At 62.9% G+C, this 14,559-nt stretch carries 14 protein-coding genes and 1 other annotated feature; of the genes, 8 read left to right on the forward strand and 6 right to left on the reverse strand.

The window, feature by feature from the left end; genetic code table 11:
• Positions 1 to 308: 308 nt before the first annotated feature.
• The 4 genes from ACYF6X_RS12435 to speB form a co-directional block, all read right to left on the reverse strand.
• Positions 309 to 1,121: a nitrilase family protein gene (locus tag ACYF6X_RS12435; protein ID WP_130017493.1), complete on the reverse strand. Its 813-nt coding sequence runs from the start codon at positions 1,119 to 1,121 to the stop codon at positions 309 to 311.
• Positions 1,118 to 2,545, reverse strand: coding sequence for a purine-cytosine permease family protein (locus tag ACYF6X_RS12440; RefSeq protein WP_107227675.1), 1,428 nt, complete (start codon positions 2,543 to 2,545; stop codon positions 1,118 to 1,120). The genes ACYF6X_RS12435 and ACYF6X_RS12440 overlap by 4 nt, the downstream gene beginning before the upstream one ends.
• A gap of 16 nt (positions 2,546 to 2,561) precedes the next feature.
• The gene (locus ACYF6X_RS12445) at positions 2,562 to 3,947 is read right to left on the reverse strand and encodes a sodium:solute symporter family protein (protein ID WP_107227674.1); all 1,386 of its coding nucleotides are present in this window, start codon (positions 3,945 to 3,947) and stop codon (positions 2,562 to 2,564) included.
• Between the two features lie 77 nt (positions 3,948 to 4,024).
• Positions 4,025 to 4,957, reverse strand: coding sequence for an agmatinase (gene speB, locus ACYF6X_RS12450; RefSeq protein WP_130017492.1), 933 nt, complete (start codon positions 4,955 to 4,957; stop codon positions 4,025 to 4,027).
• A 248-nt stretch (positions 4,958 to 5,205) separates the two neighbouring features.
• On the opposite strand from speB, the gene ACYF6X_RS12455 reads away from it, so the two are divergent.
• A complete protein-coding gene (locus tag ACYF6X_RS12455; RefSeq protein ID WP_063989352.1) occupies positions 5,206 to 6,111 on the forward strand; it encodes a LysR family transcriptional regulator in 906 nt (301 codons plus the stop codon).
• Here ACYF6X_RS12455 and ACYF6X_RS12460 read toward each other — a convergent pair.
• Entirely contained in the window at positions 6,102 to 7,292 is a 1,191-nt protein-coding gene (locus ACYF6X_RS12460; protein ID WP_130017491.1) for an MFS transporter, read from the reverse strand. The genes ACYF6X_RS12455 and ACYF6X_RS12460 overlap by 10 nt on opposite strands.
• A 137-nt stretch (positions 7,293 to 7,429) precedes the next feature.
• Here ACYF6X_RS12460 and ACYF6X_RS12465 point away from each other — a divergent pair, with 137 nt between their 5' ends.
• Positions 7,430 to 8,314, forward strand: coding sequence for a LysR family transcriptional regulator (locus tag ACYF6X_RS12465; protein WP_033637772.1), 885 nt, complete (start codon positions 7,430 to 7,432; stop codon positions 8,312 to 8,314).
• Between the two features lie 15 nt (positions 8,315 to 8,329).
• On the opposite strand, the gene ACYF6X_RS12470 is transcribed toward ACYF6X_RS12465, so the two are convergent.
• Positions 8,330 to 9,154, reverse strand: a complete 825-nt coding sequence (locus tag ACYF6X_RS12470; RefSeq protein WP_107227672.1) for an SDR family oxidoreductase — start codon at positions 9,152 to 9,154, stop codon at positions 8,330 to 8,332.
• Between the two features lie 229 nt (positions 9,155 to 9,383).
• Between ACYF6X_RS12470 and hisL the strand changes: the two genes are divergently transcribed.
• The 6 genes from hisL (at position 9,384) to hisH (ending at position 14,554) form a co-directional block, all read left to right on the forward strand.
• Complete coding sequence (gene hisL / locus ACYF6X_RS12475; RefSeq protein ID WP_100396937.1) at positions 9,384 to 9,431, forward strand: his operon leader peptide; 48 nt, start codon at positions 9,384 to 9,386, stop codon at positions 9,429 to 9,431.
• Positions 9,407 to 9,533 (forward strand) — a sequence feature (His leader region). (Overlaps the previous gene by 25 nt.)
• Positions 9,534 to 9,603: 70 nt before the next feature.
• A complete protein-coding gene (hisG, locus tag ACYF6X_RS12480; RefSeq protein WP_063989350.1) occupies positions 9,604 to 10,503 on the forward strand; it encodes an ATP phosphoribosyltransferase in 900 nt (299 codons plus the stop codon).
• Positions 10,504 to 10,507: 4 nt separating this feature from the next.
• Positions 10,508 to 11,815, forward strand: a complete 1,308-nt coding sequence (hisD, locus tag ACYF6X_RS12485; RefSeq protein WP_107227671.1) for a histidinol dehydrogenase — start codon at positions 10,508 to 10,510, stop codon at positions 11,813 to 11,815.
• Complete coding sequence (gene hisC / locus ACYF6X_RS12490) at positions 11,812 to 12,900, forward strand: histidinol-phosphate transaminase (protein WP_130017490.1); 1,089 nt, start codon at positions 11,812 to 11,814, stop codon at positions 12,898 to 12,900. Before hisD ends, hisC begins: the two co-directional genes overlap by 4 nt.
• Entirely contained in the window at positions 12,897 to 13,964 is a 1,068-nt protein-coding gene (gene hisB, locus ACYF6X_RS12495) for a bifunctional histidinol-phosphatase/imidazoleglycerol-phosphate dehydratase HisB (RefSeq protein ID WP_063989348.1), read from the forward strand. Before hisC ends, hisB begins: the two co-directional genes overlap by 4 nt.
• Complete coding sequence (gene hisH, locus ACYF6X_RS12500; RefSeq protein WP_130017489.1) at positions 13,964 to 14,554, forward strand: imidazole glycerol phosphate synthase subunit HisH; 591 nt, start codon at positions 13,964 to 13,966, stop codon at positions 14,552 to 14,554. Before hisB ends, hisH begins: the two co-directional genes overlap by 1 nt.
• Positions 14,555 to 14,559: the final 5 nt, after the last annotated feature.

Raw genomic sequence — 14,559 nt, forward strand, 5'->3', positions numbered from 1 at the left:
AGAATGAAACACATATAAAAATAGAATTACTTATTGAATAAATAAGATTTACAGGTGCGCTTGCACTGCGTCTATCCTCCCCGCACGTGGACCACGTGACTCATTGATGGCAGAAGGCAACGTCCTGACGTACCTGGATATCCCGCTGCAGCAGGCCAGCCTGAAAATCCTCAAGCTGATGAAGCGTAAAGTGCACGCAGGAACGCATCAAGCGCTGGTGTGAAAGTCGGCGACGTGGTGCGGGTGAAGATCAAAAACGCCGACGAAGACGATCTGCGGGGTGCCCGGGGGCAGCCCACCCCGCCGCTTCAATACAACTTCGGCCGCCGATCGCGATGCACGTGATTGTGGCGGCCGATGTGCTTGTCATCAGCCGCGCCGATATCCATCGATGCCAGTACCATGCCTTCGCCCGCCAGGCTCTGCGTCAATGGATAGCCGTCGGCGTCGACGATCACCGAGCCGCCGATCCACGCAACGCCGCGCTCCGTTTCACAACGATCGCACACCGCGATGAACAGCCGATTGACGGCGGCGTTGGCCTGCGCCTTCACCATCTCCGCCGGCCGTTCGCCCTGCGGGCGCGGCGCCAGCGGCCAGTTGACCGGCGCGCACAGCAGCTGAGCGCCGGCCAGCGCCGGCAGCCGCACCCACTCAGGGAATTCGAGATCGTAACAGATCATCACCCCCAACCGGCCGAAGCGGGTCTCGATGACCGGCGGCGGCCGATCGCCGGCGGTAAAAATGGTGCTCTCTTCGTGCCACAGGTGCGCTTTGCGATAAATCGCCCTCACCCCCTGCGCATCGATCAATGCCGCACTGTTGGCCACCTCGCCATCGGGCAGGCGCTCGCAGAAACCGGCGACGATCGCCACATCCAACTCGCGCGCCAGGGCTACCCACAGGCTGAGGCTCGGCCCGTCTTCGCCCTCGGCCAACGCCCGCGCCTCTGTCTTATCGCGCAGCACATAGCCACTGTTCACCAGCTCCGGCAGCACGATGACGTTGGCGCCGCGCTGCGCCGCCCGGCGGATAGCCTGGGCGGACAGCGCCCGATTGTGTTCCGCTTCCCCGACCCGCAACGCTAACTGACAGCATGCGACGCTGATTTTTTCCTTCACTCCCGTTCTCCTTCCAATAAACCCTCGCAGCACAACGCCACCCGCCGTTCGGCTTCAAGATCGAGCTTCCGGCACATCACGACATAAACGCTCCCGGCCACCAGCAGGCCGACCAGAAAAGCGATATCCGCACCGCCCAGTAAAACAGCAAAGGGGCCGGTGTAAAAGCCCAACGTCATGAACGGCACCATCGCCAGCAGGCCGATCGCGTAGGCCGTCAGGCCGGAGCGCCCCCAGCGGCCGTAGATCCCCGCCGGGTTGAAGATTTCACCGATCGCGTAATGCCCGCCGCGCACCACGTAAAAGTCCATCAGATTCACCGCCGTCCAGGGCACCAGGAAATACAGCATCAGCAGCACGAAGGTATTGAAGCTGGTGAGATAGCTTGCCGGGATAGCCAACGCAACCGCAAACACCGTCAGGGCGACGACGCCAATGCCGATCATGCGTAATCTCAACGTCGGCGTCACTTTACGGAACGCGTCAATCGCGCTGAGGCTGGTCAACATTGCGCCATAACAGTTGACCGCCATGATGCCGACCAGCGAGGGCACGGCGATCAACACGGTCAGCGTGCCAAACCCCGGGTAAACGGCATTACCCACCGCCTGTACGCTGCCGATCGCATCGGGGGCCGGTAGGGCTGAGGCCAGAAATGCGCCCAGCGACATCAGCCAAAGCGCCGATCCGGCGGCCCCCAGATAAGTCCAAAAGATCACGTTGGCAGACGGCGTTTCATGCGGCAAATAGCGTGAGTAGTCGGAGACGTACACCGCGTAGCTGATCTGGTAGCCGGCGGCGGCCGACAGCTGAATCAAAAAGGCCGCCCACGAGAAATGCCCGGCGCCGACGGCGGCGTCCATCCGCAGCGACAACACGGCGCCGATTGTCAGCACGCCGAACACCGCCATCATCACATAGGTCAGCCAGCGCTGCACCGCATGCAGCATATCGTGGCCGACGATCGCCAACAGCACGGCCACCGCGATCAGCAACGCATACCAGGGCAGGCGGTGGCCCGGCAACACCGTGTTGATCGCATCGGTCGCGAGAATAACGTTGAACACATTGAAGCCGATGTAAACAAACACCACGGCGGCAAAGGGAACGATGGCCCCACGCAGGCCGAATTGGGCCCGCGACTGGATCATCTGCGGCAGCCCCATGCGCGGCCCCTGGTTGGCATGGCACGCCATGAAGAACGTGCCGAACCCTACGCCGGCGGCAATGGCCAGCATCGAATAAAGCGCGCCCAACCCCAGCGCCGGGCCGGTGAAACCGACCACCATCGTCGTCAAAACGAAATTACCGGTGAACCAAAACGGCGCCTGATGCCAAACCTTGCCATGCCGTTCGTGACGGGGCACATAGTCTATCGAGCGCACTTCAATTTTTGGGCGTGACGCCACATTGCGATTGTTCATGTCCCACCTCGTCTTTTCAACGCTCGGTTTGCGGCTGCAGCTGTGCTGCCGGGCGGCTCAACAGGCTGCCCAGCACGAAGGCGACGCCGCCGCCCAGCAGGCCGCCGTAGATTGGGCTGTTGGCGTCGATGCCGTGCCAGGCCATCAACCCCACCACGCACAGGCTGCCGGTCAACATGCTGGCAATGGCGCCGGCGCTGGTGGCGCGCGGCCAGAAGATCGCCCCCACCAGCGGGATCAGCATGCCGCCCACCAGCAGGTTATAGGCCAGCGTCAGCGCCGCCAGCACGTCACGTACCACAAACGCCAGCCCCAGCATGGCCATGCCCATGAGAAGCGTGGTGAAGCGCCCGGCGGCCAACCCGCCGGAAGGTTTGCGCCGGATGGCCGGCAATACGTCCTCCAGCGCGATAGTGGAAGAGGCCAGCAGGCAGGCGCTGGCGGTGGACATCAGCGCCGCCAACGCCGCGGCGGCCACCAGCCCGCTGACGCCGACCGGCAACACCGCCTGCGCGATGGCGGCGAAGGCGCCGTCGGTGTTGCTGAGCGACGGCAGCACGATCTTGCCGGCCATGCCGATCAGCGCACCGGTCACGCCGTACAGCACGCAATAGACGCCCGCCCCCAGCCCGGCGAAGCGCGCCACGTTGGCGCTGCGGGCGGTAAACACCCGCTGCCAGATGTCCTGACCGATCAGAATGCCGAAGAAGTAGATCAGGAAGAACACCAGAATGGTGTCCAGCCCGATCGACGACAGCCGGTAGTAACCGGCGGGCAGCAGGCTGGTGAACGCCTCCCAGCCGCCGGCCTTGACGATGCTCATCGGCATCAGCACCAGCATCATGCCGACGGTCATGATGATGAACTGAATGATGTCGGTCAGCGTCAGCGACCACATCCCCCCCAGCGTCGAATACAGCACCACCAGCCCGCCGCCGAGCAGGATAGACGTGCTGAACGACAGGCCGAACATCACCTGCATCACGCTGCCGATGGCGATGATCGAGGTCACCGCCACCATCAGGTCATACGCCAGCATGATCGCGCCGCTGGTGACCCGCGCCGCCGGGTGATAGCGCTGCGACAGCACCTGGCTGACGGTATACAGCTTCAGCTTGAGCAGCGGCTTGGCCAGCACCAGGCTCAGCACCACGATGCCCAGCCCCAGCGCGCCGCACAGCCAGACGCCGGAGATGCCGTAGGTGTAGCCGAGTTTAACGCTGCCGATGGTCGATGCGCCGCCGAGCACCACCGCCGACAGCGTGCCCAGATACAGCCCCGGCCCCAGATTGCGCCCGGCGACCAGATACGCCTCTTTGGAATTGGCGCGGCGAATGCCCATCCACCCCACCGCGCCGATCACCAGAAAGTAAAACACCACGACCAGCAGATCGAGATTCATGGGTACCTCCACTCCGTTGTTATTGTTATCAGGGGTCCCGACGCAACCGCTCCGCCGGTAGGGTCAGTGCACCGGCCTCAGCGGGCCGGCAGCACGCACAACATTTCAAACAGCAGGTTGGCGGCCAGCAGCGCCGTGTTGCCGGAGCGATCGTAAGGCGGCGACACCTCCACCACGTCGCCGCCCACCAGGTTCAGCCCGCAGCAGCCGCGCACGATTTCCAGCCCCTGCCAGACCGACAGCCCACCGACCTCCGGCGTGCCGGTGCCCGGCGCGAAGGCCGGATCCAGCCCATCGATATCGAAGCTGAGATAAACCGGCGCATCGCCCATCTGTTCGCGGATCTCCGCCATCAGCGGCGTCAACGACCGGTGCCAGCAGGCCTCGGCCGGCACCACGCGGAAGCCCTGGCGGCGTGACCAGTCGAAGTCGTCCGCCGTATAGCCGCTGCCGCGCAGGCCAATCTGTACCACCTTTTCCGGCGCCAGCAGCCCTTCCTCGAACGCGCGGCGGAAGGTGGTGCCATGCGCCAGCTGTTCGCCGAACATCTCCTCGTTGGTGTCGGAATGCGCATCGACGTGGATCAGCCCGACCGGGCCATGTCGGCGGGCGACGGCGCGCAGCACCGGCAGCGTCAGCGTGTGGTCCCCGCCGAGCGTCAACGGCATGCAGCCGTGCGCCAGGATCTCGTGGTAAGCCGCCTCGATGCGCTGCACGCTGTCCGCCAGGCTGTAGGGGTTGATGGCGACATCCCCCAGATCGGCCACCTGCAGCCGTTCGAACGGGGCGGAGCCGGTGCCCATGTTGTAAGGGCGGATCATCACCGACTCCTGGCGGATCTGGCGCGGGCCATAGCGGGTGCCGCTGCGGTTGGAGGTGCCGATATCCAGCGGAATGCCGACAAAGGCGGCGTCCAGACCGTGCGCCTGATCGGCTACGGGCAGGCGCATCATGGTGGGAATACCGGCAAAGCGCGGCATATCGTTACCGCTTTGGGGTTGGTTCAGCATGGCGTTTCCTTGTCTTGATCTGCGATGAATTGAAACATTTGAGCAACATTCGCAGACTACCCCGTTGGCCACCCCGGCTACCATTCCCGCTTTTGCATGTAAACATCGAAAAACGAGATGCAACTAACTCATTGAAGTATTGATTTTTATTTCCACTTCATGCCATAAGGAAGGCCATATCTTCAGCGCCGCCCCTATTTTTTCGATGTTAAAAATGGGTTAACCGGCCGACGTTCTGCGGAGGGGGAATGCTCACCAACCTAAGCGATATCGATCTGAAACTGCTGCGGGTGTTCGTCGCGGTGGCGGAAGCCCAGGGTGTCAGCGCCGCGCAGGAAGCGCTGCTGATGAACCAGTCCACCATCAGCACCCACCTGGCCTCGCTGGAAACCCGGTTGGGTTTTCGCCTGTGCCAGCGCGGCCGCTCCGGCTTCCGGCTGACGCCCAAGGGCGAACGCATGTTGATCGCCTGCCGCTCGCTGTTCAACGCCGCCCGCGACTTCACCCGGGTCAGCCAGTCGCTGAACGGCCTGCTGACCGGCGATCTGCAGATCGGTCTGGTGGATAATCTGGTTTCGCTGCCGGGCAACCCGTTCAGCCAGGCCATCAAGCACTTCCAGCGCCGACATCAGGACGTGCAATTGCAGTGCCGCATCTGCTCACCGAACGAGATTGAGCAAGGGCTGCTGCACCGGCAGCTCGATCTGGGCATCGGCTACTTCGGCCAACAGTTGGAGGCGTTGCGTTATCAGCCGTGGCTGGAAGAGACGCAGGCGATCTACTGCAGTGAGGATCACCCGCTGTTCGCGGTGGAAGAACCGGAGCGCGAGCAGATTGAAAACGCGCGCTGGGTCAAGCGCGGCTACCTGCTGGCGCAGCAGCTGTGTCCGATCGCACCGCCGCACCTGGCGGCGGTGGCCCACCATATGGAAAGCGTCGCCCATCTGGTGCTGAGCGGCACCTGTCTCGGCTACCTGCCCACCCACTACGCGGCGCGCTGGGTGGAACAGGGGCTGCTGCGGCAGCTGGGCGGCGCGGCGCTCTCTTACCGCGCCACGCTCAGCCTGGTCAGCCGCCCCGTCCAGCCCGACGAGGCGTTGAACGCGCTGCTGGAGGATTTGGCGCGCGCCGCACGCCAATCGCCTCATCGCTGAGAGGCCAGCGCCCGATTCATGGCAAACAGCGTGCCGGTTAAAGACAGGATGAGGAGCCCGATAATGGCCCAGGCAAAAGAGGCCGCCCCGCCCCTGTCGAGCAGCATGCCGCCGATCGCGCCACCGGCGGCCACGGCGGTATTCCAGCCCGTGGTATACATGGACTGTGCCACGTCGGCCGCACGGCCGGAAAGGCGTGACAATGCCGTCTGCGTGAGGGTGGCAAAACCGCCGAAAGCCGCGCCCCACAATACGACCGCGAGATACACCATCGGGGCTATCCGCCCCCCACTTCCCAGCAGCACGGCGGCGAGGGCAAAGATGACGATGCTCATCACCGTAAGAGATTGGACTCGTCGATCGACCAGCATCCCGGCGACGCCCAATCCGGCAATCGCGCCCAGCCCGAAGATAAACAGCACGATATCGACCCGCTCGGATAACCCCGACGGCGTGAGGAAAGGCTCCAGGTAGATATACAGAATGTTGTGGGCAACGATGAAGGTGAACACCACGAACAGCACGGCGCGGATCCCGCATTGCAAGAATACGCCGCTCAGAGACGGGCGATGCGCCTTAGCCTGGCCGGGGAAATCCGGCACGATAGCGATGATCCACACCACGAGCATCAGCGCCATCAACGTCATCAGGCCAAAGGCGCCCTGCCAGCCGATGGCTCGGCCAAGCAACGTGCCGAGCGGTACGCCGAGCACCAGCGCCAGGGTGGCGCCGGCGCCGGAGATCGCAATAGCGCGGCCGCCAAGATGGGCCGGTGACATGCGCACGGCGTAACCGGCCAGCAAGGACCAAACGATGCCGCCGAAAACGCCGGCGAAGAAACGCGTCGCCAATGAGACGTGGTAATCATGCGACAGCGCCGTGACGAGGTTAACGATGGCAAAACCGCCGATCGCACTCAAGAGCAAGGGGCGGCGCCGCATGCCTTGCGTCAATGCGGTGAGCGGAATAGCGGCGACCAACGCCCCCACCGCATAGGCGGTGATGAACTGCCCCGCCAGACTTTCAGATACGTTCAAATCGCCCGCGATCGAAGAAAGCACGCCCGCCGGCATGATCTCGGTCAGCAGCGTGATAAAAGCGGCCATCGCCAATGCCAGCAGGCCCCCCAGCGGCAACCGCTCGCTGCTCCCGGCAGGCGCAGATATCGTCGTTTGATTCATCAATCACTCCCCATTCAAAGATGTTTCCGCTCATTGCGGATGACGGTTGCATCATGCTGCCCACTCGCCGATAAAAGAAAAACAAGCTAAAGTTAATAACACTCATGACAAAAAAGTCATCAATAGAATGGAAGCCTATGGAAAGTCTGGGTTCTCTCGACGTTTTCGTTCGGGTCAGTGAAAGCCGCAGTTTCACGGCGGCCGGGCAACAGCTGGGGATCTCCGCGTCGGCGGTCAGCAAAACCATCGCCCGGCTGGAGGAACGGCTCAGCGTGCGGCTGTTTCACCGCTCCACCCGCACGGTCAACCTAACGCCGGAAGGGGCCTTGTTCCTGGAAAGGTGTCGACGCATTTTGAGCGAGGTGAAAGAGGCGGAAGCCGAACTGTTGCAAACGCGGGGAACTCCCCAGGGCAAGCTGCGCATCAGTCTGCCGTCGCTGGGCACGCTTTTCATGCCAAAACTGGGGGACTTCAAACGCCGCTATCCTGAGATCGAGCTGGATATTGATTATTCGGATCGGCTGGTTGACGTGATTGAGGAAGGTTTCGATGCCGTTATCCGCAGCGGAACCCCGAGCGACTCACGGCTGGTTGCCCGCCGGCTGGGTACCTGCCGCAAGGTTTTCGTTGGCGCGCCGGGTTATTTCAGCAAAGCGGGTATGCCGAGCAAGCCCGAGGATCTGACAAGCCATGCCCGTTTGCATTATCGCTTTCCCAGCACCGGCAAACTGGATGTCTGGCCGCTGGGAGACAAGACGGAGATGATCCCCGAACGGCCGGCCAGCATGGTGACAAATACCCTCGATCCGCAGGTGTGCTTCGCGGAGCAAGGGCTCGGCATCGCTTATTTGCCGGAAATCGCCGTGCGCAGACAGCTGGAACAGGGCAGCCTGGTGACGGTTCTGGATGAATACGACCGCGAGAACATGGTTTTTCATGTCCTCTGGCCGTCGGGCCGCCACCTGTCAGTCAAAATCAGGCTGTTCGTCGACTTTGTGACGAGCCACCTTTTCCCGCTTTAAACGGCGTAGGCTGCCTTAACTGACCGGCATGCGCGCCGGATCGGGATACTGGTACTCAAAACCCAGCTCGTTGCAGATGCGGTTGCCGTCCACCAGCCGCTCATCCTGCACCGCTTCGTCGGCGAACTGCGGCGGCTCCAGGTGCAGCTGTTCGGCCAGCGCCGGGTAAAATTCGCGTTTGGCCGGATGATGCGGCGCGCACAGATTGTACACATGGCCGCCCTTCGGCAGCTTCAGCAACAGTTGGATGGCGGCGATGACGTCGTCCTGGTGCACCAGATTCACCCCCTGCGACCCGCCCTTCACGTCGAGTTTGCCCGCCAGGAAGCGACCGGGGTGGCGATCGGCGCCCACCAGCCCCGCCAGCCGCAGAATGTCCACCGAGGTGTTCGGCAATTCATGCAGCCAGCGCTCCAGCTCGGCCAGCACCTGGCCCGACGGCGAGACCGGCCGCAGCGGCGACTCTTCGCGCAGCGTGCCGGCGGTTTCGCCGTACACCGAGGTGGAACTGGTAAAGATCACCCGCGGCACGCCGAAGGCCATCGCGCTGTCCACCAGCATGCGCACCGCATTGAAATAGTTCTCGCTGCCTTCGACGGTGCGGCGCGCGGGCAGCGTCACCACCAGCGCATCCACGCGCAGCAGCGATTCCAGATCGTCCGGATCGCACACCAGCTCCGGCGTCAGCTCCAGTTGATAGCATTCGATGCCGCTCATGCGCGCGGCCTCGACGCCGTCCGGCGTGGTTTTGCTGCCGACCACATCATACCCGCGCCCCATCAGCGACAGCGCCAACGGCATGCCCAGCCAACCCAAACCAATAATGGCTACCTTTTTCATCCTCTTCCTCTCCTGAAGATCGCAGCGCCCTGCCCTTAAGGCTACGCCACTGTGCACGGCGATACAATCTGCCCGGCTTAAGGTTAGGTAAAGCCGTGTGTGGCTAATAACCTAACCTGTTTCAATAAATTAAATTTATGACGTTAAAAAAGGGTTGCGCGGTGGACAGCGGATAGTTTAGCTTAATTGGCATACGGTTTTTACCGGCTTTTGATTAGAGAAAAACACCATGACACGCGTTCAGTTCAACCACCATCATCACCATCACCCTGACTAGTCTTTCAGGCGATGAGTGCTGGAAGACGGTTTGTTAATCTTCCAGTGGCGCGCAGAACGCAAGAGAGAGCCCTCGGAAGATATCTTCCGAGGGTTTTTTTTTGGCTCCGGACAGACAAAAAGAATAGTTTTTACAATAAATTCATAAAATTACAGATTAAACAGAGGTTACCATGCTGGACAAGACACGTTTACGGATCGCAATGCAGAAGTCGGGCCGCCTGAGCGATGAATCCCAGGAACTGCTGGCGCGCTGCGGCATCAAGATCAACCTGCAGCAGCAGCGTCTGATCGCCTTCGCCGAGAACATGCCGATCGATATCCTGCGCGTGCGCGACGACGACATTCCGGGCCTGGTGATGGACGGCGTGGTCGATCTGGGCATCATCGGCGAAAACGTGCTGGAAGAAGAGCTGCTCAGCCGCCGCGCTCAGGGCGAAGACCCGCGTTACTTCACCCTGCGCCGCCTCGATTTCGGTGGCTGCCGCCTGTCGCTGGCCACCCCGCTCGACGCCGAATACGCCGGCCCGCAAAGCCTGCAGGACGCCCGCATCGCTACCTCTTACCCGCACCTGCTGAAGCAATACCTCGACCAGCAGGGCGTGCGCTTCAAATCTTGCCTGCTGAACGGTTCGGTGGAAGTGGCGCCGCGCGCCGGCCTGGCCGACGCCATCTGCGATCTGGTCTCTACCGGCGCCACGCTGGAGGCCAACGGCCTGCGCGAAGTGGAGGTGATCTACCGCTCCAAGGCCTGCCTGATCCAGCGCGACGGCGAAATGCCGGAAGCCAAACAGCAGCTGATCGACCGCCTGATGACCCGCATTCAGGGCGTGATCCAGGCGCGCGAATCCAAATACATCATGCTGCACGCGCCGAGCGAGAAACTGGACGAGATCGTCGCGCTGCTGCCGGGCGCCGAGCGTCCGACCATTCTGCCGCTGGCCGGCGCGCAGAACCGCGTGGCGATGCACATGGTCAGCAGCGAAACCCTGTTCTGGGAAACCATGGAAAAACTGAAAGCGCTCGGCGCCAGCTCGATTCTGGTGCTGCCGATTGAAAAGATGATGGAGTAACGCCATGTCGACCTTCAACACGCCGATCGATTGGGCAACGTGCAGCGCCGAACGCCAGGCCGAGCTGCTGATGCGCCCGGCAATCGCCGCTTCCGACAGCATCACCCGCACGGTGAGCGAGATCCTCGACAACGTGAAGGCCAACGGCGATCGGGCGCTGCGCGACTACAGCGCCCGTTTCGACAAGGCGGACGTCGCCGCACTGCGCGTCAGCGCCGAGCAGATCGCCGCCGCCTGCGCGCGGCTGGGCGATGACATCAAACAGGCGATGGCGCTGGCCGTCGCCAACGTGGACACCTTCCACAACGCGCAGCGACTGCCGCCGGTGGACGTCGAAACGCAGCCGGGCGTGCGCTGTCAGCAGGTGACCCGCCCAATCGACTCGGTGGGCCTGTATATTCCCGGCGGGTCGGCGCCGCTGTTCTCCACCGTGCTGATGTTGGCGACGCCGGCGCGCATCGCCGGTTGCCGCCGGGTGGTGCTGTGCTCGCCGCCGCCAATCGCCGATGAGATCCTGTATGCGGCACAGCTGTGCGGCGTGCAGGAAGTGTTTCAGGTCGGGGGCGCGCAGGCGATCGCCGCCCTGGCGTTCGGCACCGAAAGCGTACCGCGCGTAGCGAAAATCTTCGGGCCGGGCAACGCCTTCGTGACCGAAGCCAAGCGGCAGGTCAGCCAGCGTCTCGACGGCGCGGCCATCGACATGCCGGCCGGGCCTTCGGAGGTGCTGGTGATCGCCGACGCCGGCGCTACCCCGGCGTTCGTCGCTTCCGATCTGCTGTCGCAGGCCGAACACGGCCCGGATTCGCAGGTGATCCTGCTGACGCCGGACGCGGCAATGGCGCAGGCGGTGGCCGATGCGGTGGAAAGCCAGCTGGCCGAGCTGCCGCGCGCCGAGACCGCCCGCCAGGCGCTGGCGAGCAGCCGCCTGATTGTGGCGCGCGATCTGCCTGAGTGCGTGGCCATCAGCAACCGCTACGGCCCGGAGCACCTGATCATTCAGACCCGCAATGCGCGCGAGCTGGTAGACGACATCACCAGCGCCGGTTCGGTGTTCCTCGGCGACTGGTCGCCGGAGTCCGCCGGCGATTACGCCTCCGGCACCAACCACGTGCTGCCGACCTACGGCTACACCGCCACCTGCTCCAGCCTGGGGCTGGCCGATTTTCAAAAACGCATGACGGTGCAGGAGCTGACGCCGCAGGGCTTCAGCAACCTGGCCGCCACCATCGAGACCCTGGCTGCCGCCGAGCAGCTGATCGCTCACAAGAACGCCGTGACCTTGCGCGTCGCCGCCCTGAAGGAGCAAGCATGAGCATCGAAAAACTGGCGCGCGCCAACGTTCGCGAGCTGACCCCTTATCAATCGGCGCGCCGCCTCGGCGGTAAGGGCGACGTGTGGTTGAACGCCAACGAATACCCGATCGCGCCCGAGTTCCAGCTGACCGCACAAACCTTCAACCGCTATCCGGAGTGCCAGCCGGCGTTGGTGATCGAACGCTACGCCACCTACGCCGGGGTGAAGAAAGAGCAGGTGCTGGTCAGCCGCGGCGCCGATGAAGGCATCGAGCTGCTGATCCGCGCCTTCTGCGAGCCGGGTAAAGACGCCATTCTGTTCTGCCCGCCGACCTACGGCATGTACGCCGTTAGCGCCGAAACCTTCGGCGTGGAGCGCCGCACCGTAGCCGCCAAAGAGGACTGGCAGCTGGATCTGCCGGCCATCGCAGACAGCATGGACAACGTGAAGCTGATCTACGTCTGCAGCCCGAACAACCCGACCGGCAACCTGATCGATCCGGACTCTCTGCGCAGCCTGTTGGAGCTGGCCAAAGGCAAGGCGATCGTCGCGGTGGACGAAGCCTATATCGAGTTTTGCCCGCAGGCCTCGGTGGCCGGGTGGCTGAGCGACTATCCGCACCTGGCTATCCTGCGCACGCTGTCGAAGGCCTTTGCGCTGGCCGGCCTGCGCTGCGGCTTTACGCTCGCCAACGAAGATCTGATCGCCCTGCTGCTGAAGGTGATCGCGCCTTACCCGCTCTCGACGCCGGTGGCGGATATCGCCGCGCAGGCGCTGAGCGAAGAAGGTATCCGCACCATGCGCCAGCGCGTCACCGACATCGCCGCCACCCGCAGCTGGCTGCAGCAACAGCTGGAAAAATGCGCCTGCGTCGAGCAGGTTTTCGCCAGCGACAGCAATTACCTGCTGGCCCGCTTCACTGCCTCAAGTAATGTGTTTAAAAGCTTGTGGGATCAGGGCATTATCTTACGAGACCAAAACAAACAGCCCGGGTTGTCCGGCTGCCTGCGCATCACCATAGGCACCCGCGACGAATGTCAACGCGTGGTGGACGCCTTGTCCGCCCTGCCCGGCGCCAACCCGACTCGCCAGGAGCCAATGTGAGCCAAAAAACCCTCTTTATCGATCGTGACGGCACGCTGATCGCCGAGCCACCGGAAGATTTCCAGGTTGACCGCCTGGACAAGCTGGCACTCGAGCCGGACGTGATCCCTTCCCTGCTGGCGCTGCAACAGGCGGGGTATCAGCTGGTGATGATCACCAATCAGGATGGGCTCGGCACCGCCAGTTTCCCGCAGGAAACCTTCGATCCGCCGCACAACCTGATGATGCAGATCCTCAGCTCGCAGGGCATTCAATTCGCCGATGTGCTGATCTGCCCGCACCTGCCGGCGGACAACTGCGACTGCCGCAAGCCGAAAACCGCGCTGGTGAAGGGTTACCTCGAACCCGGTGTGCTGAATGCCGCCCACAGCTACGTGATCGGCGATCGGCCGACCGACGTGCAGCTGGCGGAAAACATGGGCATCCAGGGGCTGCGCTACCAGCGCGGCGTGCTGGGCTGGAAAGAGATCGTGCGCCAGCTGACCCTGCGCGATCGCCACGCGCGGGTTAACCGCGTGACCAAAGAGACGCAGATCGACGTCAACGTCTGGCTGGATCGCGAAGGCGGCAGCAAGATCAAAACCGGTGTCGGCTTCTTCGATCACATGCTGGATCAGATCGCCACCCACGGCGGCTTCCGGATGGAGATCGACGTCAAAGGCGATCTGTATATCGACGATCACCACACGGTGGAAGACACCGGCCTGGCGCTGGGTGAAGCGCTGAACAAGGCGCTCGGCGACAAGCGCGGCATCGCCCGCTTCGGCTTCGTGTTGCCGATGGACGAATGCCTGGCGCGCTGCGCGCTGGATATCTCCGGCCGCCCACACCTGGAGTACAAGGCCGAGTTCAACTATCAGCGCGTCGGCGATCTCAGCACCGAAATGGTCGAGCACTTCTTCCGTTCGCTCTCCTACACCATGGGTTGCACGCTGCACCTGAAGACCAAGGGCAAAAACGATCACCACCGGGTCGAGAGCCTGTTCAAAGTGTTTGGCCGCACGCTGCGCCAGGCGATCCGCGTCGAGGGCAATACCCTGCCGAGCTCGAAAGGAGTGCTGTGATGAACGTGGTGATTTTGGATACCGGCTGCGCCAACCTGGCCTCCGTCACCTACGCGGTGCGGCGCCTGGGTTACCAGCCGGAGGTGAGCCGCGATCCGGAGATCGTGCTGCGCGCCGACAAGCTGTTCCTGCCGGGCGTCGGTACCGCACAGGCGGCGATGGATCAACTGCGCGAGCGGGATCTGATCGAGCTGATCAAGGCCTGCTCTCAACCGGTGCTGGGCATCTGCCTCGGCATGCAGCTGCTGGCGGTCAGCAGCGAAGAGAACGGCGGCGTGGCGACACTCGGCCTCATCGATACGCCGGTGAAGCAGATGACCGACTTCGGCCTGCCGCTGCCGCACATGGGCTGGAATCAGGTGTCTGCGCAGGCGGGCCACCACCTGTTCCGCGGCATCGATGACGGCGCCTACTTCTATTTCGTTCACAGCTATGCGATGCCGATATGCCCCAGCACCATCGCTCAGGCGAACTACGGCGAGCCCTTCACCGCCGCCGTGCAAAAAGACAACTTCTTCGGCGTGCAGTTTCATCCAGAACGTTCTGGAGAGGCCGGTGCGCAACTGTTGAAAAACTTTCTGGAGATGTAGGCAGC

It is taken from the genome of Serratia sp. ID 25-353 (genome assembly GCF_054792795.1).

Excerpts from the sequence above, each read along its gene's own strand:
- ACYF6X_RS12440 (WP_107227675.1), bottom strand. The coding sequence starts at position 2,545 with ATGAACAATCGCAATGTGGCGTCACGCCCAAAAATTGAAGTGCGCTCG.
- ACYF6X_RS12445 (WP_107227674.1), bottom strand. The coding sequence starts at position 3,947 with ATGAATCTCGATCTGCTGGTCGTGGTGTTTTACTTTCTGGTGATCGGC.
- speB (WP_130017492.1), bottom strand. The coding sequence starts at position 4,957 with ATGCTGAACCAACCCCAAAGCGGTAACGATATGCCGCGCTTTGCCGGT.
- ACYF6X_RS12455 (WP_063989352.1), top strand. The coding sequence starts at position 5,206 with ATGCTCACCAACCTAAGCGATATCGATCTGAAACTGCTGCGGGTGTTC.
- ACYF6X_RS12460 (WP_130017491.1), bottom strand. The coding sequence starts at position 7,292 with ATGAATCAAACGACGATATCTGCGCCTGCCGGGAGCAGCGAGCGGTTG.
- ACYF6X_RS12465 (WP_033637772.1), top strand. The coding sequence starts at position 7,430 with ATGGAAAGTCTGGGTTCTCTCGACGTTTTCGTTCGGGTCAGTGAAAGC.
- ACYF6X_RS12470 (WP_107227672.1), bottom strand. The coding sequence starts at position 9,154 with ATGAAAAAGGTAGCCATTATTGGTTTGGGTTGGCTGGGCATGCCGTTG.
- hisG (WP_063989350.1), top strand. The coding sequence starts at position 9,604 with ATGCTGGACAAGACACGTTTACGGATCGCAATGCAGAAGTCGGGCCGC.
- hisD (WP_107227671.1), top strand. The coding sequence starts at position 10,508 with ATGTCGACCTTCAACACGCCGATCGATTGGGCAACGTGCAGCGCCGAA.
- hisC (WP_130017490.1), top strand. The coding sequence starts at position 11,812 with ATGAGCATCGAAAAACTGGCGCGCGCCAACGTTCGCGAGCTGACCCCT.
- hisH (WP_130017489.1), top strand. The coding sequence starts at position 13,964 with ATGAACGTGGTGATTTTGGATACCGGCTGCGCCAACCTGGCCTCCGTC.